We start from the raw sequence: 22,177 nt of genomic DNA, 5'->3' as shown, positions 1-22,177 counted from the left end.
ATACAAAAGATGACGGCAAATGCGCCGCAAAGCTCAGGCTTGCTGTACGAAGGTGAGGCGTATCGCAAAACCGATCAAAAGACTGCCAAACAGCCATTGCTGAAGGCGCTGGGCGGACGGGCTGCGTTCCAGCCAGCGGCCGATTCTTGCGCCGGCCAATCCATAGCAACTGTCGAATCCCAGGCCGACCGCCACCAGAATCGCCCCCAACAGCGCAAACTGCGCAGTCACCGATGCGCCATGTGGATCAATGAATTGCGGCAGCAGCACGGAGCAGAACAGCAGCGCCTTGGGGTTGAGCAGGTTGGTCAGCAAACCCCGCTGGAAGGCTTCGCGCCAGGCATGCGCCGGTGCCGTGCTGTGCTCGGCGTTCAGGTTGGGCAGCAGGTTTGAGCGCAGGCACTGCACGCCGATCCACAGCAGATACGCCGCACCGCCCAGGCGCACCACATCGAAGGTCCAGGGTGCGACCTTGAACAGGGTCGCCAGGCCCATCCCCGCCAGCGCCACGTGGCAGGCTCGCGCCAGGCCCAAGCCGCCTGCGGTTGCCAGTGCCATCGCCTTGCCCTGGCGGGCGCCGGTTTGCAGCAGCAGGATCATGTCCGGGCCGGGCAGCAGGTACACCACTGCCAACGCGACTAAAAACAACCAGAGTTCTGCCATGTGCCTGCCCCTTGCGGTAGGTGATTCGTAGGGCAATTTTAGGGGCGAAGGCCGGGGCAGGTGCTTGCGTAGTCAGATGGAAAAGCGTCTAGTCTTGGCACAATCTGCCACTTTTTTCGGGCGAAACATTTCACTTATGCCAAATCTGAAGCTGGATGCATTTGACCGCAAGATTCTTGAAGCCCTGCAACGGGATGGCCGGCTGAGCAACGTACAACTGGCGGACGAGATTGGCCTCTCGGCCTCGCCCTGCTTGCGGCGTGTGCGGCTGCTGGAAGAGGCCGGGGTGATTCGTGGTTACCAGGCAAGCCTGGACCGGGATGAAGTCGGGTTGGGGCTGACGGTGTTTGTCGGGGTGAAAGTGGAGCGGCATAACGACGAGCAGGCGGAGGCGTTTCGGTTGGCGGTGACGGCGCTGCCCCAGGTGATTTCGGCGTTTCTGGTGTCGGGGGAGTCGGATTTCCTGCTGCAAGTGGTGGTGCCGGACTTGCGCGGGTACGAACGGTTCCTGACCGGGAGCTTGTTGAAGTTGCCGGGGGTGAGTGATATCCGCAGTAACTTCGCGATTCAGACGGTGAAGACGCCCGGGGCGTTGCCGCTGAGTCACCTTCCCGGCTAGATCGTTCCCACGCTCCGCGTGGGAATGCCGCCCTGGACGCTCCGCGTCCGCTTTAAAGTCGTGACGCGGAGCGTCACCGGATGCATTCCCACGCAGAGCGTGGGAACGATCAGATAAGGACGCTTGTTGTGGCGAGGGAGCTTGCTCCCGCTGGGCTGCGTAGCGGCCCCAAAATCTTGGGAGCGCTGCGCACTCCAGCGGGAGCAAGCTCCCTCGCCACTGGGGTTGTGTGGATTTGGGGAGGGAGGTGGTCGTCAGGTCCACCAGTAGCGCACGAGATGAAAGAAGATCGGCGCGGCAAAACACACTGAATCCAGCCGATCCAGCATCCCGCCGTGCCCTTCGATCATGTGCCCCCAATCCTTCACGCCGCGGTCGCGCTTGATCGCTGACATCACGATCCCGCCAGCAAACCCCAGCAGGTTGATCAACAGCGCAATCAGGAACGACTGCCAGGGATTGAACGGCGTGGTCCACCACAGCGCCGCGCCGATCAGGGATGACAGCAGAATCCCGCCGACAAACCCTTCCACGGTTTTAGACGGCGACAAGTTGGGCGCGATCTTGTGTTTGCCGAACAGCTTCCCGCACACGTACTGCAGCACGTCCGACAGTTGCACCACGATCACCAGGTAGGCAATCAGCAGCAGGTTGCGGCCTTCGTAGCCGACGATATCCAGGGTCAGCAGCGCCGGCACGAAGGACACACAGAACACCGCGATCATCAGCCCCCATTGCACCTTCGACGCCCGCTCCAGGAAGTGCGTGCTGTCGCCGCCCAGTGACGCGAGGATCGGCAGCAGCAGGAACACGTACACCGGGATAAAGATCGAGAACAGCCCGTACCAGTCGAAGTAGATCAGCAGGTATTGCAGCGGCAGCGCCAAGTAGAAGGCCGCCACCAGCGCCGGGTAATCGCTGCGCCGGGTGGGTGTCAGCGTGAGGAATTCCCGCAGGGCATAGAACGACACGGCGTAAAACAGCAGGATCACCGCGCCGGTGCCGAGCCAGAACGCCACGCCGATCACCACCACCATCACCCACCACGCATTGATGCGGGCGTTGAGGTTGTCGATCACCGCGTTGGGTGTGCCACGGGTGCGCAGTTTGAGGATCAGGCCGATCAGCGAGGCGAGCACGAGGATCGCGCCGATCCCGCCGAACAACATCAGGGTTTGGCTATCCATCTCAGGAATGCTCCGGGGCAAGGGCGAGCAAGGCGTCGCGGGTGCGGGCGAGGAACAGCGCCTTGTCTTCGCCGTCCTCCAGTTGCAGCGGTGCGCCGAAGCTGGTGGTGCACAGCAAGGGCAGCGGCAGCACACGGCCCTTGGGCATGACCCGGTTGAGGTTGGCGATCCACACCGGGATCAATTCGGCTTGTGGATAACTCTTGGCCAGGTGATACAGCCCGCTTTTGAACGGCAACAGGCCGTCTTCCAGGTTGCGCGTGCCCTCGGGAAAGATGATCAGCGAGTCGCCGTTTTCCAGGGCCTGAAGCATCGGCGCCAGAGGGTTATCCACAGGGTCCTTGCGCTCGCGGTCGATCAGCACGCCGTTGAACACCCGGTTGATGATGTAGCGGCGCAGGGCGCTGGTGTTCCAGTAGTCGCTGCCGGCCACCGGGCGGGTGAATTTACGCAGGTTCTGCGGCAACGAGGCCCACAGCAGCACGAAATCGCCGTGGCTGCTGTGGTTGGCGTAGTAGATGCGTTGCACCGGCACCGGCGCGCAGCCAAGCCACAGGCTGCGGGCGCCGGTGACGGTGCGGGCCATGGAGGTAATCAGGGTGGCGACCACAGGTTCGAACATGAGGATTCCTTATCCGGCGAAGGGCAGCCAGGGGCTGGCCAGGATGACGGCCACGGTCAGCAGCACTTGCGCCGCCAGCAGGTAGGCTTGCTTGCGCAACAGTTTCAGGGCGCCGCGACGGCGCTCGGTCCAGGGGCGGCCTGCGCGTTTGGCGGATTGCAGGCCAAGGGTTTGCATGGCCTGGTCGAAGTCGGGCGTGCGGTCGGTGTCGCGGGCGAGCAGGGCGAACAGGTCGGCGTCGAAGGCCACCCGCAGCGCCCAATATTTTTCCAGCAGCCCGAGCACAATCATCCACAGGCTGAGGATCAGGCAGACCGGCGTGATGCTGGCCATCAGCAGTTGAGCGAGGCCGAACAGTACGCCGAGCAAGGTCAGGCCTGTGGATAACTGATCCAGGGAACGGCCCCGCCGCAGCAGGCTGGCGACGACCTGTAATTCCATATCAGCGGGCATGGGCTAAACCCTCCAGGGCTTCACGGTGCGCGGAATGCAGGACCACACGTGGGCGTGCTGTACGAATAATAGCCACCGCCTCGTCGACATTGCCTGCGCGCCCGGTATGCAGCAGCCATGCAGCCACGGCGGTGGCGCTGCGTGAGTAACCGAGGGCGCAGCACACCAGCAAGGGTCCGGTTGAGCGTAGCCGCTCTATCGCTTGGGCGGCTTCCACGCATTGCGCTGCAGTGGGCGCCGTGAGATCGAGCACTGGCAGGCTGTAGTAGGCGCGACCCTGTGGATTAATCGGCAATTCGGCGCACAGATCGACCACCGCCTTGAATGATCCCAGCTCACCGCTGGTGGGAATTCGCCCCAGCCAAACGTTATCCACAACCTGATCGGGCTGTGGATGTCTACGTGTCCACAGGCGGGAATTGATCCAGGCAGCCACCAGATAAGGCGCCAACAACCAGCGCGCCGCCGGAGTGAGTCGTCCGTCGGCGCGTTTCTGAAATCCCGAAACGCCCAGTACCAGGTAATTCGCCTTCATCAAGCCGAGGGATACCGCCGGCCAAAGCAGCCACAACCAGCCGCCGCCAAGGGAAAACGCCAGGATCAAACACACCAGCGACCCGAAGCCATAGCGCAGCCCCAGGCGCCAACGCTGGCGGTCCCTGGTCAGCTGGGCATTCAGCAGCGGGCTCGGATGTTCCAGCGGCCACAGCCACACGCACATCCAGCCGGCGAGGGCGCCTGTGGGTAAGTCAATAAAGTGATGTTGATAAGTGGTCAGCACCGAAAGGCCGATCAACGCGAACCAGCCATGCACCAGCCAGCGCCACAGGCCCTGGCTATGCCGCTGATACATTATCCACAGCACCACCAGCAGCGCGATGTGCAACGACGGCGCCTGGTTGAACGGCTTGTCGAACCCGGCGAGTACCGCAAACAGCCAGCCAAACACGCCGTCCAGCGCCGGCCTTTCAAAGGTGAAGCGCAAGGGCCAGATCAGGAAGCAGGTGACGGCAATCACTTGGGCCGTCAGCAGGCGCAAGGCATGTTGTTTCAGTTCATGGCGGGTGCTTGGCAGTAGCAGGGAGAAACCGTAGAGCAGGTCGATCGACCAGTAGGGCACGATGGTCCAGGCCCAGAACGGGATATGGGTTTCCCAGCCGAACACCATCGTGCCCACGTCGCTGCGCTGGCTGGTGACCCACGTGGCAAAGCCGTAGGTGCTGAAAAACAGCGGCGCCAACAGCAGCAGCCACAGCACCGCCGGTTTCAACAGGCCCGGTTCACGCATGGGTCAGGCTCGCTGTGCCAGGGACACGCTGAAAATCCCCCACTCATCCACGCGTTGGGTGATCTTGCGGAAACCGGCGGCTGCCACCAGTTGATCCATTTCCGCCTGGCTGCGCCGGCGCATTACCCAGGCCTGGCCCTGGCGGTGGCTGGTGAGGGCGCGGGCGATCAGTTCCAGTTGCGGATGCCACGGTTGGCCGGTGTACACCAGATAACCACCGGGCTCCACGGCTTCGGCCAAGCCCGCGAGCGAGCCACCGACCATCGCGTTATCCGCGAACAGTTCATATAGCCCGGACACCACCGCCAGCGTCGGCTTGGGTTCCAGCGCCGCAAGGTCCGCCCGGTCAAACGCATCGCCTTTGACGAACTGGGCGATATCCCCCAGCCCTTTTTCACGAATCAGCGCGCCACCGTCGCGCACGTTGATATCGCTGTAGTCCCGCAGCAGGATCGATTCCGGCAACGGCGAAACGCCCTGCAAGGCTTCCAGAATGTACCGACCATGCCCGGCGGCGATGTCGACGATGCGCACTTCCCGCTGCTCGTCCCGCAGCTTGGCCATCGCCAGGCGCAGCAGTTCTTCCACGTTCAACTTGCGCTGACGAATACCGCGCCAGCCGATGGAGTTCAGGTAGTTGGTGTCGATCATCCGCCCCAGCCCGCCTTTGCCGGTGGGTTTGTTGCGGTATACGTAGTCCAGGGTGCTGCCGGAGTCGAAGCCGGTGTCGAAACCGAGCTTCACGCCATCCGACAGTTTGCTGCCCAGGCCCATGCTGGCGCGGGTCATGCGCCAGTACAGGTCGCGCAGGGAGTTGCGTGGCAACGGCGCGGCGAGGGACTCGGATTCGGCGCAGGTCAGGCCAATCCTGTCGGCATCCAGCAAGGAGGCGCGGTCCAGCGGGTGTTCGAAGTTCTGCAGGATAAAGCGCCGGGCGCTGCTCAAGGCCACGGCACGATCACGTTCACCGAGGGTGTCGTGGAAGAAGCCGGGGAGGATGTGCAGCTCTTTCTTCAAGCTGCCGAGGCGGTCGAAAAACTGCTGCTGGGGTTTGCGGTGCACCACAAAGTCCGAGCCGGAGATCAGCAGTTGGGTCGGTACCTGAATTGCCTGGGCATCGGCTACAACCCGGTCGGCCGCTTCGTACAGGCCCAGCAGCACATTCACGGAAATGGCTTTGGTGATCAGCGGATCACTGTCGTAGGACGCCACGCGCTCCGGGTCATGGCTCAGGAACTTGGCCTTGACGTAGCTGTTGACGAAAAAGTTGCCGCGAAACTTGCGCATCAACGCCAGGCCCGGCCGGGCGAAGGGCACGTAGAGCTTGACCTTGAATGCGGGGGAGGCGAGTACCAGCGAGCGAATCTTCGGCGCGTAGTCGTGCACCCAAGTGGCCGCGATCACCGCGCCGACGCTTTGGGCGATCACTGCGAGGTGTTCTTCCTCGATGTTGTAGGCGCTGCGGATATGGTCAACGAAAGTCTGCACGTCCCGCGCGCTGGTGGCGAAGCTCGGGCTGTCGCCGCGCGCGCCGGGGGATTGGCCGTGGCCACGGGCGTCCCAGGCGAAGAAGTCGAACTCCGGCAGGTTCAGCTCGTCCACCAGGTGGGCGATACGACCGGAATGCTCGTGGCCGCGATGGAACAGCAAGATCGCCTTGCGCGGCGCAAAGCCCGCGGGTGCGGTGGCGGGCCAATGACGGTAGAAAAGCTCCACCCCGTCATGGGTGCTGAAGGTGTGCTCTTGCTGTTCACGCATCGCAAAATCCTTATGCAGAAGGGGAGGTGTTCGTTTCTTCTTTCAAGCCTTGGCGCACGCGGTTGACCAGGGTGTAGGCCAGCAAGGCGGCGACCAGCCACATCACCGCTTCGACCCAACCGGCACCCAGCCAACCCAGCGCTACGCCGGTGGCCAGCACCCCGAGCACAAATGCCCGATCGCTCTTGCCCATCGGGCCGTCGTAGCGCCGGGAAGCCCCGACCATCGGCCCGAGCACGCCGGCGTATTCGCTGAACACCGCCAGCAGCGTCACCAGCAACACCGGCGCCAGGCTGACCTCGGGGATCAGCGCAAACGGCAGGATCAGTGCGCTGTCGGCGATCACGTCGCACAGTTCATTGAGGTAGGCGCCGAGTCGCGATTGCTGGCCGAATTCCCGGGCGAGCATGCCGTCGATGGCATTGAGGGCCATGCGCAGGATCATCCACAGCGGGATCAGCGCAAACAGCCACACATGTTGTGCGAAGCCGGCAATCAGCAATCCCACCAGCAGGGAAACCACCCCGGCCAGCACGGTGATCTGGTTGGCGGTGGTGCCGTTGTCGTAGAGGCGCTGCACCAGCGGGCGCAGCAGGTTCTGAAAACGCGGTTTAAGCTGATAGATCGAAATCATGGGGAGTGACGCTTCCTTGTCCGTAAGCCCGCGAAAAACTCTGGGGAGTGTGCCGATTTATCACCGCTGAAACCAGTGATGGCTCGGGTTTCTGGGGCTTTCGTCACTATCTGTGTGAAACCAAACAAAAATTTCACGCTTCGGGTTATAGAGTAACTAATTGTTTCTGGGTGGGCGTTTGGGGATGCGAGTGGATCTAGACGCTGATGACGTGGCCATCGAAGGGCTGCCGCGTTTTCAGCAGGGGTTGTTTCATGCCCGCCGGTTAAGGCAGGCCGGCATTGGCCTGACGGTGCTGGCGGTCGGCGGCTGGATGCTGGCGCTGTTTGTGGCGCTGTTCGCCCCGCTGTCGATCTGGCCGGTGGTGCTGATCAACTGCGCCTCGGCGTTGCTGGTGCTGGTGGCTGGCTTGCAATCGGCGTGGTGGGTCGCGGATTGGCGGGCCATGGCGCTGGAGGAGCCGGCTGCACGGCTGATCGAACCGCCGCTGCCACAAGAAGAACCTGGCTGGCTAAACCGGCAGTTCGGTCGCGTCGGTAACGGCTTGCTGGTGCAGATTGGCGCACCGGTGTTCTGGCTGTGCGGCTGGTCGTTGCTGGCATTCTTCAGCGTTCTGGAATTCTGGAGCTTGACCTTGCCCGCCGCGGCGCTGGGCCAGGCTGCCAGTGTGGGCGCCGCCATTGCCTTGGCACTGGCGTTCGGCTTGCTGGTGTTTGAACGGCGCATGGCCCAGGAAAGCACCGCCCAATGGCCGGAAGCGGTGCAACTGGCGCAACTGAGCCGGGTGGCGATTATCTGCCTGGTGATCAGTGCGATTTGTCTGCTGTTTGCCGGTGAAGAGTCCGTGTGGCCCTTGCGCCTGGCCGTGTTGGTCGGCCTGTTGCCGGCCCTGGTGGCGCTGGAGTTTCTGCTAAGAGGCCTGCTGTCGCTGTTCAGCCCGCGCCAGGGGCGGCTTGAACCGCGCCTGATGGCGCAAAGTTTTATCGCCGGGATGCTGCGCTGGCCGCCGCAACCGTTGCTCGCCTTGCAGCACGAACTGCACAACCGTTTCGGCATCGACCTGCGGCAGATCTGGGCCTTCACCTATATGCGCCGGGCATTCCTGCCAGTGCTGGTGGTGGTGCTGGCCGTAGGCTGGTTGCTGACCGGCGTGCATGAAGTCGCCCTGCAAAGCCGTGGGATCTATGAACGCTTTGGCAAGCCGGTGGAGGTCTTCGGGCCTGGCCTGCATGCCGGTTTGCCGTGGCCGCTGGGTCGCGTACTGAACGTGGAAAACGGCGTGGTCCATGAACTGGCCACCAGCGTTGGCGAAGCGGCAAACACCGACGTCGCTCCGGCCGAGGGCCCGGCGCCGCTGATCGCCAACCGCCTGTGGGACGCCAGCCATGTAAATGACAAATCCCAGGTGATCGCCAGCAGCAGCGGCGACAAGCAGAGCTTCCAGATCGTCAATATGGACGTGCGCTTCGTGTACCGCATCGGCTTGACCGACCAGGCCGCACTCGCCGCCACCTATAACAGCGCCGGTGTGCCCACGCTGATCCGCAGCACCGCCAGCCGCATCCTCGTCCACGAGTTTGCCTCGCGAACCCTTGATGAGTTGCTGGGTGAGGAACGCAACAGCCTCGCCGATGAAATTGGCCAGGCGGTGCAAGCGGACCTGAAGACACTCGACAGCGGCGTGGAAATTCTCGCCACCGTGGTGGAAGCCATTCACCCGCCCTCCGGTGCGGCGAATGCCTACCACGCGGTGCAAGCTGCGCAGATCGGCGCCCAGGCGCTGATTTCCCGGGAGCGCGGCGCTGCCAGTGAGCAGACCAACCAGGCGTTGCTGCAAGCCAGTACCGCCCGTGACCAAGCCCAGGCCACGGCCCATGAAGTCAGCGCCGGCGCCCAAGCGGCGGACCTGCGCTTCAGCGCCGAACAAAAGGCCTATCAACAAGCCGGCCAGGCCTTCGTGCTGGAGCAGTACCTGAGCCAACTGAGCCAGGGCCTGGCCCACGCCAAGTTACTCATTCTTGATCATCGCCTGGGCGCCAGTGGCGCACCGACCATCGATCTGCGTTCCTTTACCTTACCGGCCGACCCTGCGGTGCCGCGTAAAGCCGTTCAATAAGGAGTTCATCTGTTGAGCGCTCATTCTCACGATCACGCAGGCCATGGTCACCACCACGGCCACCATCATCACCATCATGGCGATGAGCACGAAGCCGGCCCGTTCCCCTGGCGGCGTATGGGCTGGGCGGTGTTGCTGGTGCTGTTCGCGGTCGCCGCGGCGAGCCTGGTGCAGGTGCGTTCCGGTGAAGCCACGGTGATTACTCGCTTCGGCAACCCGTCGCGGGTATTGCTGGAGCCGGGCCTGGGATGGCGCTGGCCGGCGCCGTTCGAGGCGGCGATTCCGGTGGACCTGCGCCTGCGCACCACCTCCAGCGGTTTGCAGGATGTGGGCACCCGCGATGGCCTGCGGATCATCGTGCAGGCCTACGTGGCCTGGCAGGTGCAGGGCGACCCCGACAATGTGCAGCGCTTTATGCGCGCGGTGCAGAACCAGCCGGATGAAGCGGCGCGGCAGATTCGCACCTTTGTCGGCTCGGCGCTGGAAACCACCGCCGCCAGTTTCGACCTGGCCAACCTGGTGAACACCGATGCCAGCCAGGTGCGCATTGCCGATTTTGAAGCGCAGTTGCGCCAGCAGATTGATCAACAATTGCTCACCACCTATGGCGTGCGTGTGGTGCAGGTGGGCGTTGAACGGCTGACCTTGCCCTCGGTGACCCTGGCCGCCACCGTCGACCGCATGCGCGCCGAGCGCGAGACCATCGCCACGGAACGAACCGCCGTGGGCAAGCGTGAAGCGGCGCAGATTCGTTCGGCCGCCGAGCGTGATGCGCGGATCGTCCAGGCCGACGCCACGGTGAAAGCCGCCGACATCGAAGCGCAATCCCGGGTCGAAGCCGCGCAGATTTATGGCCATGCCTACGCCGGCAATCCGCAGTTGTACAACCTGCTGCGTTCCCTCGACACCCTTGGCACAGTGGTCACGCCGGGCACCAAGATCATCCTGCGCACCGACGCCGCGCCTTTCCGCGCGCTGGTGGATGGGCCGAAGGATGTCCAGCCATGAGTGAGCGGGAAAGCCTCGACAGCCCGTGGATCCAGGCTGGACGGCTGACGTTCCTGGCGCTGTATGCGGTGACGGTATTGGCCGCGCTGGCGTGGGCGTTTTCCAACGTGCGCCAGATCGACCCGCAGAACCGCGCCGTGGTGTTGCACTTCGGCGCGCTGGACCGGATCCAGAATGCCGGGCTGCTGCTGGCCTGGCCGCGTCCGTTTGAACAAGTGGTGCTGTTGCCCGCCGCGGACCGGGTGATTGAGCGCCGGGTGGAAAACCTGCTGCGTTCCGATGCGGCCACCCAAGCCGATCGCGTGGCCAGTTTTGCCACGCCGCTGAGCGATGCCCTGGCCGGCTCCGGTTACCTGCTGACCGGCGATGCCGGCGTGGTGCAGCTGGATGTGCGGGTCTTCTACAAGGTTACCGAACCCTATGCGTTTGTGTTGCAGGGCGATCACGTGCTGCCGGCGCTGGATCGACTGGTCACTCGCAGCGCTGTGGTGCTGACTGCGGCGCGGGATCTGGACACGATTCTGGTGGCGCGCCCCGAGTTGATCGGCGCCGACAACCAGGCCGCCGAACGCCGCGAACGGCTGCGTGGCGACCTGGTGCGCGGCATCAATCAACGCCTGGCTGACCTGGCGTCCACCGGCCTTGGCCTGGGCATCGAAGTCACCCGGGTCGACGTGCAATCGAGCTTGCCGGGCCCGGCGGTCAATGCCTTCAACGCAGTGCTGACCGCCAGCCAGCAAGCCGACAAGGCGGTGGCCAATGCGCGCACCGACGCCGAAAAACTTACCCAGACCGCCAATCAGGACGCCGACCGCGCCGTGCAAGTGGCTCACGCCCAGGCCAGCGAACGGCTGTCCAACGCCCAGGCGCAAACCGCTACCGTCGCCAGCCTGGCCCAGGTCCAAGACCCAGGCCTGTTGCTGCGCCTGTACCGCGAACGCCTGCCGAAGATTCTCGGGCAGGCCGGCTCCGTGACCACGGTTGACCCTAAAGACGATTCCCGCCTGATCATTCAGGGAGCCGAACAATGACCGCCCACGCAGCCCCGATGCTCTCATCGGCCGAACAACGCAGCGCCGCCCGGCAACTGACCCTGGCGATGCTCGCCCTAGGCCTGCTCAGCCTGGGCCTGGTATGGCGCTGGCTGGCGCCGGACCAGACCGGCGTGAGCCAACTGCTGTTGGGCGTCGCCTCATTGCTGGTGGCCGTGCCCGTGATGCGCTCGGCCTGGTACAGCCTGCGGTATCCAAGTTTGCATGGCATCACCGACCAACTCATTGCGCTGGCGATGCTCGGCGCCTGGGCTACCGGTGACCTGCTGACCGCCGCGCTGCTGCCGATCATCATGATCTTCGGCCATGTGCTGGAAGAGCGCAGCGTCATCGGCTCCCAGGAAGCGATTCATGCCCTGGGCAAGCTGACCCGTAGCCACGCACGGTTGGTGCAGGCGGACGGGACGATCCTGGAAGTGGACAACGGCATCCTGAAGACCGGCGATATCGTCGAAGTGCGCGCCGGTGACCGCGTGCCCGCCGACGGCGTGGTGCTTTCGGGCCAGGCCAGCCTGGACACCGCGCCAATTACCGGTGAATCGGTGCCGCTGGAAGCGAGTATCGGCGTGCAGGTGTTTGGTGGCGCGATCAACCTCGACGGTTTGCTGCGCCTGGAAGTGACCCGCACCGGCAATGAGTCGACGCTGGGTAAAGTCATCGCCCTGATGCAGAGCGCCGAACGTTCCAAGCCGCCGATCACCCGATTGCTGGAGCGCTACGCCGGCAGCTACATGGTGCTGGTGTTGTTGCTGGCGGCGGTCACCTGGTTTGTCACCAACGACGCCCAGGCGATGCTCGCGGTGCTGGTGGCGGCGTGCCCGTGTGCTTTGGTGTTGTCGGCGCCGGCCACGGCGATTGCGGGCATTGCGGTGGCGGCGCGTCACGGCATTCTGATTCGCAGCTCTGCGTTTCTCGAAGAGCTGGCGGACCTGACGTCGCTGGTGGTCGACAAGACCGGCACCCTGACGTTTGGCACCCTGCGTTTGCAGTCCATCGACACCCGCGAGCCGGATCGGCAAGTGCTGCTCAACCTGGCGGCCAGCCTCGGTTCGGCCAGCAGCCACCCGGTCAGCCGGGCATTGGCGGGGCTGGCGACTCAAGAGCAGATGCTGGTGTTGTCGGATATTCGCGAGCGCCAGGGCCTCGGTGTCGTCGCGCAGACCGGGCAGGGCGAAGCCGCCCTCGGCCGGCCGGAATTGTTTGAGCAACTGGGCATCACGACCACGGCGGTCCCCAATCACGACGGCCCGATTGCCGGGCTTGCGTTGAACGGGCAGTTCCTTGCCTGGCTGTTGCTGGCGGACAGCGTGAAACCTGAAGCGCGCCAGGCGATGAAAGAGCTGCGTGAATTGGGCCTGGGTCGCCAACTGCTGCTGACCGGCGACCGCCAGAGCGTGGCCGATAGCCTGGCGTTGGAAGTGGGCATCAGCGACGTCGAAGCCCAGGCTTTGCCGGAGGACAAACTCAACCGCGTGCTGGGGGAAATCGGCAGCGGTTTCCGGCCGATGGTGGTGGGCGACGGGATCAACGATTCGTTGGCGCTCAAGGCGGGTGTGGTCGGTGTGGCGATGGGCGCGGGCGGGGCGGATATCGCGCTGGCATCGGCGGACGTGGTGCTGATCGGCAGCGACCTGCGGCGCCTGGGCACCTGTGTGCGCTTGAGTCGCCAGTGCCGGCACACGTTGCAGGTTAACGTGATCATCGGTCTGGGCTGGACGCTGGCGATCGTGGTGTTCGCCGCATTTGGCTGGCTGGGCGCGGCGGGAGCGATGATTGCGGCGGTGCTGCACAACCTCAGTACGCTGCTGGTGCTGGGCAATGCGGGGCGTCTGTTGCGGTTCCAGGAGCCGCTATTGAAACTCGAGGAATAAATTTTTCAGTCGCGCTGTAACGCCATGGGGGGACCTCACTCTAGTGCTATGTCGAGACTGAACAATCCGTTCAGACCGGCTCCACTACCGATCATGAGGAATACACAATGAACATCAAATCCGCTGCTGCTGGTGCCGCCCTCGCTATCGCCGCTGCTGGCATGTTTGCCGGTGTTGCCACTCAGGTACAGGCAGCAGACGCCCAGGTCCATTGCTATGGCGTCAACGCCTGCAAAGGCCAGAACGACTGCAAAACCAAAGACCACGCCTGCAAAGGCATGGGTTCTTGCAAAGGCCAGGGCTTCCTGTCGATGAGCAAGGCGATGTGCGATCAGAAAGGCGGCAAAGTCGGCGAATAACCGACAACTGAGTGCAACCGCAGCGGGCACCCCCTCCGCTGCGGACACTTTCCCCAGGAGTGTTTTTATGCCCGCTTCCCTTCCGAGTCTGGGTTACGGCCTGGGTCTACGCAGCGAGTACTACCAGCAGATCCTTGAACAATCGCCGGCCGTGGATTGGTTCGAAGTGATCTCCGAGAATTATCTGGTGCAGGGCGGCAAGGCCTTGTACTACCTGGATGCGATAGCCGAGCGTTATCCCCTGGTGATGCACGGTGTGTCCCTTTCAATCGGCGGGCCCCATGCCCTCGATAGCGATTACCTGAAACAACTCAAGCAGCTCTCCGAGCGCATCCGGCCGGCGTGGATTTCCGATCACCTGTGCTGGAGCCGTGGCAACGCGCACCAGTTGCATGACCTGCTGCCGCTGCCCTACACCGAAGAAAGCCTGTACCACGTCGCCGCTCGCGTACGGCAGGTGCAGGATGTGTTGCAGCGCCCGTTCGTGCTGGAAAACGTCTCCAGCTACGTGCGTTCCAAGGCGGATGAGTTTACCGAGTGGGAATTTCTCAACGCCCTGAGCCACCTCACCGGCTGCCAGTTGCTGCTGGACGTGAATAACGTCTACGTCAGCTCGCGCAATCACGGGTTCGACGCCTGGGAATTTATCCGCAACCTGCCGCCCGAAAGCATCCGCCAACTGCACCTGGCCGGGCATATGGATTACGGCGACTACGTGATCGACACCCATGACCATCCGGTATGCGATCCGGTGTGGGCGCTGTACCAGCGGACCCTGGAGCACCTCGGGCCAGTCTCGACCTTGCTCGAACGCGATGACCATTTCCCGCCTTTCCAGGAGCTGCTCGACGAGTTGAACAAGGCCCGCGAACTGGGCGCGAGCGCGCTGGACAGGAGAGCGTTATGCGCCTGATCGATTGGCAATTGGCCTTTGAGCGGCATTTGCTGGCCGAGTCTTCCACTGCCAGCAACAGCTTCAGCGCCACCTTGATCGGCGGCCCGACCCTGGATGTCGAGACGGGCCTGGCGATTTACCACAACGCCTATTACGCCCGATTGCAGGAGGTGCTGCGCGATGACTTCAGCGCCGTCTGGTATTGGCTGGGGGACGAGGAGTTTGCAGCGTTGGGTTCGGCCTATATCTGCCGTTATCCCTCGGCCCATTACAGCCTGCGCTGGTTTGGCGAGCGGTTCCCCGGGTTTATCGTTGAGCATTATGGCAAGCAAGGTTTGGCGCCTGCCGAGCTGGCGCGGCTCGAATGGGCATTCACCCTGGCCTTTGATGCACCGCAGGGCGAGCCGTTGACCCTGCAAGACATGGCAACGCTGCCGCCCGAAGACTGGCCAGGGCTGCAGGTGCAGTTGGTGCCGTCGGTGCAGCAGGTGCTGTGTGATTTCAACAGCCTGGGCATCTGGCGTGCGAGCAAGGGCGAGTGGGACTTTCCCGGCAGCGAAGCCCTGCCATTGGCGCAGGTGTGCCTGGTCTGGCGCCATCAGAATGTCTGCCAATACCGCAGCGTTGAACCGGCGCAAGCCTGCGCGCTGACAGGCATGGTCGCCAACGGTTGGAGTTTTTCCGAACTGTGTGCCGAGTTGGCAGTCACTTACCAGGAGGGCGCGCCATTGCAAGCGGTTACCTGGCTGAAACAGTGGGTCCAGGAGGGTTTGCTCCAGCGGCGGGCACCATAGAAAAGCGCTATTGTTTCGATAGCCTGCTAATTTTTCCGTGGATGGTCTACCCTCATTTCAGACGTCTGAAACAAGGGGGGACTACTCATGCTCGCGCAACTTCCACCGGCCTTACAGAATCTCAAGCTACCGCTGCGTCTTCGACTCTGGGACGGCCATGAATTCAACCTGGGCCCGGATCCCAGCGTCACCATTGTGGTCAAGGACCCCATGATGGTTTCAACGCTCAGCCATCCGACGCTCGACTCACTGGGCGAAGCTTTCGTCGAGGGCAAACTGGAGCTGGAAGGCTCCATTTCCGAAGTGATCAGGGTCGTTGACGAGTTGAGTCATGCCCTGGTTGATGACGACGAGGGGAGTCGTCCGGTGCGCTCGATCCACGACAAGGCCACCGACGCAGCGGCTATTTCCTACCATTACGACCTGTCCAACGAGTTCTACCAGCTGTGGCTGGACCGCGACATGGCCTATTCCTGTGGGTATTTCGAAACCGGCAGCGAATCCCTTGATCAAGCCCAACAAGACAAATTCCGCCACCTGTGCCGCAAATTGCGGCTGCAGCCGGGGGAGTATTTGCTCGACGTGGGCTGCGGTTGGGGTGGGCTGGCGCGGTATGCCGCGCGGGAATTCGGGGTCAAGGTGTTCGGTATCACCCTGAGCAAGGAACAGCTGGCGCTGGCCCAGGAGCGGGTGAAGGCCGAAGGCCTGGAAGACCAGGTAGAGCTGACGCTGCTCGACTACCGCGACTTGCCTCAGGATGGCCGGTTCGACAAGGTGGTGAGCGTGGGGATGTTTGAACACGTTGGCCACGCCAACCTGGCGGAGTACTGCAAGATTCTCTACGGCGCGGTGCGTGAGGGCGGCCTGGTGATGAACCACGGGATTACCGCCAAGCACATTGATGGCCGGCCCGTGGGCCGTGGCGCCGGGGATTTTATCGAGCGTTATGTGTTCCCCAACGGCGAGTTGCCGCATCTGTCGATGATGACCGCCGAGATCAGCGACGTGGGCCTGGAAGTAGTCGACGTCGAAAGCCTGCGCCTGCATTACGCGCGCACGCTGGATCACTGGAGCGAGCGCCTCGAAGACAACCTGGAAGCGGCGGGCAAGATGGTGCCGGAGCAAGCCTTGCGCATTTGGCGCCTGTACCTGGCCGGCTGTGCGTATGCGTTTGCCCGGGGCTGGATCAACCTGCATCAGATTCTGGCGGTGAAACCCCATGCCGATGGTAGCCATGAGCTGCCGTGGACGCGGGATGACCTGTACCAGTAAGCAATGGTACCGGTGATCTGAATGTGGGAGCGGGCTTGTGTGGGAGCGGGCTTGCTCGCGAAGGCGTTGTATCAGAAACACATTCAGTGACTGACACTCCGCTTTCGCGAGCAAGCCCGCTCCCACATTGGGTTCGGTGCAAGCCTTACAAGATTGGAGAAATCAGCCGCGCGATCCGCATGCCCAATTGTTGCAGGCGGTGGGTCTGGCGGTTTTCTTCCTGGCTGATTTCATGGGCCAGGGCGAAGTCTTCCAGCAGCATGTGCTCCACCTGGCTGGCGAAAGTGTCATCTACCGTCAGCAACATCACTTCGAAATTCAGCCGGAACGAGCGGTTATCCAGGTTCGCACTGCCGATGGCGCTGATTTCACGGTCGACCAACACCACTTTCTGATGCAGGAACCCTGGCGTATAGCGGAATACCCGCACCCCGGCGCGCACGGCTTCGATCGCATACAGGCTGGAAGCGGCGTAGACGATGCGGTGATCCGGCCGTGACGGCAGCAGCAGACGCACGTCGACACCGCGCAATACCGCCAACCTCAAAGCCGCAAACACCGCCTCATCGGGAATGAAATACGGGCTGGTGATCCACACCCGCTCGGTGGCCGCATGAATGGCCTCGACGAAAAACAGCGAGCAGGTTTCATAGGGGTCCGCCGGGCCGCTGGCCAGCAACTGGCAGAGCACGCCGTCGTCCGGGTAGGTATCCGGCAGCAGCAGCGGCGGCAACTCCCGCGCGGCCCAGAACCAGTCCTCGGCAAACGACTCCTGCAAGCACGCCACTACCGGGCCGCTGACTTGCACATGGGTGTCACGCCACGGCGCCAGCGGCGGTTTCTTGCCCAGGTACTCATCGCCGACGTTATGCCCGCCGACAAACCCGGTAATGCCGTCGACCACCACGATCTTGCGATGGTTGCGAAAGTTGACCTGGAAGCGGTTGAGCCAGCCACTGCGGGTGGCGAATGCCTTGACCTGCACTCCGGCGTCCCGCAGTGACTGCACATAACGATGGGGCAGGGCATGGCTGCCGATACGGTCGTACAGCACGAAAATGGCTACGCCTTCGGCGGCTTTTTCCTTGAGCAAGGTGTGCAGTTGGCGGCCGAGTTCGTCGTCATGAATGATGAAGAACTGGAACAGCACAGCGGTCTTTGCCGAGCGAATCGCCTCGAAAATCGCGCTGAACGTAGCCTCGCCATTGATCAGCAAACGCACCTGATTATTCGCCAGGCACGGCATGCGCCCCAGCTTGGGCATGGCCCGTAGCGAAGCGTAGGCCTGGGAGTTGCGCGCGGCCAATGCCTCTTCAACCCATGGGCGCCAGTTCAGCTCGGTGATCGCCTTGTGCATTTCCTGGTTGGCCTGGCGCCGCGCCTGAATGTAGGCGTCGAAAGTGCTCCGGCCAAAGATCAGGTAGGGAATCAGCGTCAGGTAGGGGATGAACATCAGCGACAATGCCCAGGCAATCGAGCCTTGGGCGGTCCTGACGGTCAGCACCGCATGGATGGCGGCGAGGGTGCCCAGAAAATGCAGGGTGGCAATGAAATAGGCGAGCAGGTGCGGGCCAAAGAAATCCATGGACAACGGTACTCCTGACGAACAAGTGCCTAACAGACCATGTTCGGCCACGAATGTCGCTATTTTATTTGCTGTGCAACACTGGCGCTTTTGCGGCGTCTAACGCCGACAATTGCCCAGGAGTTACCCGATGAATGCTCGTCTGCTTGGTTTGGCCATGGTTGTTGGTTTGACGCTGCCTGTGGCGGCGCAAGCGCAGATGTTGGCGCCGGGCTTGTGGGAGTTGACCACCAGCAACATGAAGGTCGATAACCAGGACCTGCCGGACTTGTCGCTGATCCTCGGTCAGCTCAAGCAACAGATGACCCCGGAACAACGCGCGATGCTTGAGAAGCAAGGCATCACCATGGCCGGCAAAGGCGTGCAGGTGTGCCTGACCCCGGCCCAGGTGGCGTCCGATTCCATCCCGCTGACCGACCCGCAATCGGGTTGCAAGCAGGAAGTGACGGACAAGACCGGCAACCAATGGAAATTCCGTTTCAGCTGCCCGAAAGCCCAGGGCACTGGCGTGGCGACGTTCCAGAGCCAGCAGGAATTCACCACTACGGTTAACGGTACCTTCAACGCCACCGGCGTACAGCAGAAGGGCAGCCTGGACACCCACGCGCAGTGGTTGGGCAGCAACTGCGGCACGGTCAAACCCCGCGCTTAACCTAAGACATACCCCGATCAAAATGTGGGAGCGGGCTTGCTCGCGAATGCGGTGAATCAGTCACAGGTGTATTGGCTGACCCACCGCATTCGCGAGCAAGCCCGCTCCCACATTTGATTGGATTGCCAGGTACAGAGTCTCTTCAACGCTGGAAATGCAGCGGCAACCCCTGGCAACTGTCGTGCACGCGCCCGTCGTGCCAGGCCAGGTGGCCGGACACAAGCGTGGTGCTGACGCTGTGCCGGAAGCTGCGCCCGGCAAACGGCGTCCAGCCGCAGCGGGCCAGGATCGGCTGGCTGCTGACGGGCTTACCGTGAGGCTCGGGTTGGATCAGCACCAGGTCGGCCCAATAGCCTTCGCGCAGGTAGCCACGGTCGGGGATCGCAAACAGGTCCGCGACCCGATGGCTGGTTTTCGCCACCAGCGTGGTCAGCGGCAGCAGGCCGTCGGCGACCAATTCCAGCAGCGCCGGCAGGGCGTGTTGCACCAGCGGCAAGCCTGACGGCGCTTCGCGATAGGGCAGTTGTTTTTGCGCCCAGGTGTGCGGCGCATGGTCACTGCCAATTACATCCAGACGATCACTCAACAATGCCAGGCGCAAGGCGTTGCGGTCGGTGCGTGTCTTGATCGCCGGGTTGCATTTGATCTGGTGGCCGAGGCGGGCGTAGTCGCGGTCATCGAACAAGAGGTGATGCAGGCAGACTTCCGCCGTGATGCGTTTTTGCGCCAGGGGTTTGTCTTCGAACAGCACCAACTCTCGGGCGCTGGTGATGTGCAACACATGCAGGCGCGTGCCGTGCCGCTTGGCCAGTTCCACCGCCAGGGACGAGGAGCGATAGCAGGCCTCGGCATCGCGGATCAGCGGGTGTGCTACGGCAGGAATGTGCTCACCGAAACGCTCGCGCATCCTTTGCTCGCGGGCCAGGATGCTGGGGGTGTGCTCGCAGTGGGCCAGGAGAATGGTCGGCACCTCGGCGAACAGACGCTCGAGGATCTTCGGATCATCCACCAGCATATTGCCGGTAGACGCACCCATGAACACTTTGACCCCGGCGACTTCCCGCGGGTCCAGCGCGGCGACGGTGTCGAGGTTGTCGTTACTCACTCCGAAGTGAAAACCATAGTTGGCCACCGAATGCAGCGCCGCGCGGCGCTTTTTGTCGGCCAGGGCATCCAGGTTCAGGGTCGCCGGGTTGGTGTTGGGCATGTCCATGAAACTGGTGATGCCACCGGCCACCGCCGCACGGGACTCGCTGTAGAAGCTGCCTTTGTCCGGCGCGCCGGGCTCTCGGAAGTGCACCTGGTCGTCGATCATTCCCGGCAGCAGCCACTGGCCTTGGGCGTCGATTTCCACGGTGGCGTTGGCGTTGTCGATGCTGCCGGCGATCTTCTCGATACGGCCATTGGCGACCAGCAGGTCAGCCTCGAATTCCTCGCCTTCGTTCACCAGGCGGGCGTTGCGGATCAGCAGGCGGCTCATGCTCAGAACTCGTTTTGCAGGGCTTTGTAACCCAGTACCAGGTCGACGTTGGTGCGTGCCACATCTTCGGAAAACTCCGAAGCGCTGACACTCACCGGCGGGAACTGGGACAGGTCGGTGTTGGGGCCGATGCGGGTGGTGGAGGGCACGTAGAACGCGTCGGGCAAATCGCGGCCGTCGACTACAGAGTTGTGCCGCACCACGCAGCCATCGCCGACGACGCAGTTGAACAGCACGCTGTTGAAGCCGATGAACACCCGGTCACCAACGGTGCAGGGCCCGTGGACGATGGAGCGGTGGGCGATGGAGGTGAACTCGCCGATGGTTACGGCGGCGCCGGATTTGGAGTGGATCACCACGCCGTCCTGGATATTCGAATTGGCACCGATGGTGATCGGGTCCATGTCACCGTTGGCGTCGACTTCGTCGGCGCGGATCACCGCGTAAGGGCCGACAAATACGTTTTCGCCGATGATCACCTTGCCGCAGATGATTGCGGTTTTGTCGACGTAGGCCGATTCGGCAATCACGGGCAGATCGCCGGAAGGGTTCTTGCGGATCATGGGTCAGATTCCTTGAGAGGCGCGGTGATGATGTTTACGTGATGGCCGTCGATGGCGTTGTAGAAGCAGGTGGGCCGGCCGGTGTGGCAGGCCGGGCCTTGCTGGTCGACGATCAGCAATACCGCGTCGCCGTCGCAATCCAGGCGGGCCTCCACCAGCAGTTGCCAGTGGCCGGAGGTTTCGCCCTTGCGCCACAGTTGCTGGCGCGAGCGGGACCAGTAGCAGACGTGCCCGGTGGCCAGGGTTTCGTCGAGGGCCTGGCGGTTCATCCAGGCCAGCATCAACACTTCGCCGCTGCCGTGTTGCTGGGCGATGGCGGCGATCAGGCCATCGCTGTTCCACGGCAGGGCGTCGAGCACGCTATCGAGTGGAAAGCGGCTGCCGATGGCAGCCTCTTCCAGGTCAAGCATGCTCAGGCTCATGGCTTGCTCAGGGCCGCGCACAGGGTGTTGAGGTTGTATTCGAACAGGCCGGTAAAGGTGCTGGCCGGACCTTCTGCGGCCAGGGCGTCCGAATACAGCGTGCCGCCGATCTGCGCGCCGCTCTCATCAGCGATCTGCTGGAGCAGACGCGAGTCCTTGATGTTTTCCATGAACACGGCCTTGACCTTGTCCTTGCGGATCTGGGTGATCAGCGTGGCGACTTCGGCGGCCGACGGTTCACGTTCGGTGGACAAACCTTGAGGCGACAGGAACTCGATACCGTAGGCCTGGCCCAGGTAGCCGAAGGCGTCATGAGAGGTGACGATGCGACGGTTACCCGGTGGCAGCGCGCCAAACTTGGCCTTGGCTTCAGCCAGCAGGCGGTAGATTTCTTTCAGGTACACCTGGCTGTTGTGCTCGTAGTCGGCCTTGTTGGCCGGGTCGGCAGCGATCAGCGCCTTGGTGATGTTGTTCACGTAGATAACGGTGTTGGCCAGGTTGTGCCAGGCGTGCGGGTCGGGGATGGTTTCGCCGTCCTCTTCCATGGTGTGGGAGAGCACGCCTTTGCTCGCAGTGACCACAGTGGCCTTGGTCTCGGTGCTGGTGACCAGGCGATCCAGCCACGGCTCGAAGCCCAGGCCGTTCTTGATGATCACCTTGGCCTTGAGCAGGGCCTTGGCATCGTCTGGTGTTGGTTCGTAGGTGTGGGCGTCGGCGTCGGGGCCGACCATGTTGCTGATCTGGATATGATCGCCACCGACCTGGTGGGTCATGTCGTCAAGAATACTGAAGCTGGTAACCACCTGAAGCTTGTCGGCAGCCTGGGCCGTCGCGAACGACAGCGGCAGCAACACACTGAACAGCACGAGTAGAGCGCGCATCGG

22 protein-coding genes are annotated in these 22,177 nt (G+C 62.8%); 10 read left to right on the top strand and 12 right to left on the bottom strand.

What is annotated here, in order from left to right:
- Window positions 1–33: 33 nt before the first annotated feature.
- Complete coding sequence (locus HYE77_RS07770; protein WP_177009026.1) at window positions 34–663, bottom strand: LysE family translocator; 630 nt, start codon at window positions 661–663, stop codon at window positions 34–36.
- Window positions 664–808: 145 nt separating this feature from the next.
- On the opposite strand from HYE77_RS07770, the gene HYE77_RS07765 reads away from it, so the two are divergent.
- A complete protein-coding gene (locus tag HYE77_RS07765; RefSeq protein ID WP_032899927.1) occupies window positions 809–1,282 on the top strand; it encodes an Lrp/AsnC family transcriptional regulator in 474 nt (157 codons plus the stop codon).
- A 254-nt stretch (window positions 1,283–1,536) separates the two neighbouring features.
- On the opposite strand, the gene HYE77_RS07760 is transcribed toward HYE77_RS07765, so the two are convergent.
- Genes HYE77_RS07760 through HYE77_RS07735 form a run of 6 tightly spaced genes read right to left on the bottom strand, consistent with a single transcriptional unit; the run spans window position 1,537 to window position 7,224 of the window.
- Window positions 1,537–2,469: a phosphatidate cytidylyltransferase gene (locus tag HYE77_RS07760; protein ID WP_063033761.1), complete on the bottom strand. Its 933-nt coding sequence runs from the start codon at window positions 2,467–2,469 to the stop codon at window positions 1,537–1,539.
- Between the two features lies 1 nt (window position 2,470).
- Complete coding sequence (locus HYE77_RS07755) at window positions 2,471–3,091, bottom strand: 1-acyl-sn-glycerol-3-phosphate acyltransferase (RefSeq protein ID WP_003213522.1); 621 nt, start codon at window positions 3,089–3,091, stop codon at window positions 2,471–2,473.
- A 9-nt stretch (window positions 3,092–3,100) separates the two neighbouring features.
- Window positions 3,101–3,544 (bottom strand): hypothetical protein, encoded by a 444-nt coding sequence (locus tag HYE77_RS07750; RefSeq protein ID WP_003213520.1) that lies wholly within the window; start codon window positions 3,542–3,544, stop codon window positions 3,101–3,103.
- A complete protein-coding gene (locus HYE77_RS07745; protein ID WP_087694581.1) occupies window positions 3,534–4,832 on the bottom strand; it encodes a phosphatase PAP2/dual specificity phosphatase family protein in 1,299 nt (432 codons plus the stop codon). The genes HYE77_RS07750 and HYE77_RS07745 overlap by 11 nt, the downstream gene beginning before the upstream one ends.
- 3 nt (window positions 4,833–4,835) lie before the next feature.
- Entirely contained in the window at window positions 4,836–6,590 is a 1,755-nt protein-coding gene (locus HYE77_RS07740; protein WP_003213517.1) for a bifunctional alpha/beta hydrolase/class I SAM-dependent methyltransferase, read from the bottom strand.
- Window positions 6,591–6,600: 10 nt separating this feature from the next.
- Window positions 6,601–7,224: a CDP-alcohol phosphatidyltransferase family protein gene (locus HYE77_RS07735; protein WP_003213515.1), complete on the bottom strand. Its 624-nt coding sequence runs from the start codon at window positions 7,222–7,224 to the stop codon at window positions 6,601–6,603.
- A 184-nt stretch (window positions 7,225–7,408) separates the two neighbouring features.
- On the opposite strand from HYE77_RS07735, the gene hflK (HYE77_RS07730) reads away from it, so the two are divergent.
- The 8 genes from hflK (HYE77_RS07730) to cfaB all read left to right on the top strand — a co-directional run bounded on the left by hflK (HYE77_RS07730) (window position 7,409) and on the right by cfaB (window position 16,591).
- A complete protein-coding gene (gene hflK, locus HYE77_RS07730; RefSeq protein WP_177068630.1) occupies window positions 7,409–9,340 on the top strand; it encodes a protease modulator HflK in 1,932 nt (643 codons plus the stop codon).
- Between the two features lie 9 nt (window positions 9,341–9,349).
- Window positions 9,350–10,348, top strand: a complete 999-nt coding sequence (hflC, locus tag HYE77_RS07725) for a protease modulator HflC (protein ID WP_173883038.1) — start codon at window positions 9,350–9,352, stop codon at window positions 10,346–10,348.
- Window positions 10,345–11,379 carry a protease modulator HflK gene (gene hflK / locus HYE77_RS07720; protein ID WP_003213508.1) on the top strand — a complete coding sequence of 345 codons (1,035 nt, stop codon included), beginning with the start codon at window positions 10,345–10,347 and terminating at the stop codon, window positions 11,377–11,379. The genes hflC and hflK (HYE77_RS07720) overlap by 4 nt, the downstream gene beginning before the upstream one ends.
- The gene (locus HYE77_RS07715; RefSeq protein WP_177009030.1) at window positions 11,376–13,271 is read left to right on the top strand and encodes a cation-translocating P-type ATPase; all 1,896 of its coding nucleotides are present in this window, start codon (window positions 11,376–11,378) and stop codon (window positions 13,269–13,271) included. The genes hflK (HYE77_RS07720) and HYE77_RS07715 overlap by 4 nt, the downstream gene beginning before the upstream one ends.
- Before the next feature lie 107 nt (window positions 13,272–13,378).
- On the top strand, window positions 13,379–13,630 hold the full coding sequence (locus HYE77_RS07710; RefSeq protein ID WP_003213503.1) for a hypothetical protein: 252 nt from the start codon (window positions 13,379–13,381) through the stop codon (window positions 13,628–13,630).
- A 67-nt stretch (window positions 13,631–13,697) separates the two neighbouring features.
- Window positions 13,698–14,543, top strand: coding sequence for a DUF692 domain-containing protein (locus tag HYE77_RS07705; protein WP_177068629.1), 846 nt, complete (start codon window positions 13,698–13,700; stop codon window positions 14,541–14,543).
- Window positions 14,534–15,319 (top strand): DNA-binding domain-containing protein, encoded by a 786-nt coding sequence (locus HYE77_RS07700; protein ID WP_177068628.1) that lies wholly within the window; start codon window positions 14,534–14,536, stop codon window positions 15,317–15,319. The genes HYE77_RS07705 and HYE77_RS07700 overlap by 10 nt, the downstream gene beginning before the upstream one ends.
- Window positions 15,320–15,406: 87 nt before the next feature.
- Entirely contained in the window at window positions 15,407–16,591 is a 1,185-nt protein-coding gene (cfaB, locus tag HYE77_RS07695; protein ID WP_003213498.1) for a C17 cyclopropane fatty acid synthase CfaB, read from the top strand.
- A 145-nt stretch (window positions 16,592–16,736) separates the two neighbouring features.
- Here cfaB and cls read toward each other — a convergent pair whose 3' ends face one another.
- The gene (gene cls / locus HYE77_RS07690) at window positions 16,737–18,176 is read right to left on the bottom strand and encodes a cardiolipin synthase (RefSeq protein ID WP_134327562.1); all 1,440 of its coding nucleotides are present in this window, start codon (window positions 18,174–18,176) and stop codon (window positions 16,737–16,739) included.
- 130 nt (window positions 18,177–18,306) lie between these two features.
- Between cls and HYE77_RS07685 the strand changes: the two genes are divergently transcribed.
- Window positions 18,307–18,828: a DUF3617 domain-containing protein gene (locus tag HYE77_RS07685; protein WP_003213494.1), complete on the top strand. Its 522-nt coding sequence runs from the start codon at window positions 18,307–18,309 to the stop codon at window positions 18,826–18,828.
- A gap of 142 nt (window positions 18,829–18,970) precedes the next feature.
- Here the strand turns inward: HYE77_RS07685 and HYE77_RS07680 are convergent, their stop codons facing one another.
- Genes HYE77_RS07680 through HYE77_RS07665 form a run of 4 tightly spaced genes read right to left on the bottom strand, consistent with a single transcriptional unit; the run spans window position 18,971 to window position 22,174 of the window.
- Entirely contained in the window at window positions 18,971–20,308 is a 1,338-nt protein-coding gene (locus HYE77_RS07680) for a dihydroorotase (protein ID WP_177068627.1), read from the bottom strand.
- 2 nt (window positions 20,309–20,310) lie between these two features.
- Complete coding sequence (locus HYE77_RS07675; RefSeq protein ID WP_087694587.1) at window positions 20,311–20,871, bottom strand: DapH/DapD/GlmU-related protein; 561 nt, start codon at window positions 20,869–20,871, stop codon at window positions 20,311–20,313.
- Complete coding sequence (gene hisI, locus HYE77_RS07670; RefSeq protein WP_177068626.1) at window positions 20,868–21,293, bottom strand: phosphoribosyl-AMP cyclohydrolase; 426 nt, start codon at window positions 21,291–21,293, stop codon at window positions 20,868–20,870. The genes HYE77_RS07675 and hisI overlap by 4 nt, the downstream gene beginning before the upstream one ends.
- Window positions 21,290–22,174 (bottom strand): metal ABC transporter substrate-binding protein, encoded by an 885-nt coding sequence (locus tag HYE77_RS07665; RefSeq protein WP_003213485.1) that lies wholly within the window; start codon window positions 22,172–22,174, stop codon window positions 21,290–21,292. The genes hisI and HYE77_RS07665 overlap by 4 nt, the downstream gene beginning before the upstream one ends.
- Window positions 22,175–22,177: the final 3 nt, after the last annotated feature.

This window comes from Pseudomonas sp. IPO3774, assembly GCF_013386835.1.
GTDB lineage: Bacteria > Pseudomonadota > Gammaproteobacteria > Pseudomonadales > Pseudomonadaceae > Aquipseudomonas.
This window is presented reverse-complemented; position numbering and strand designations above follow the sequence as displayed.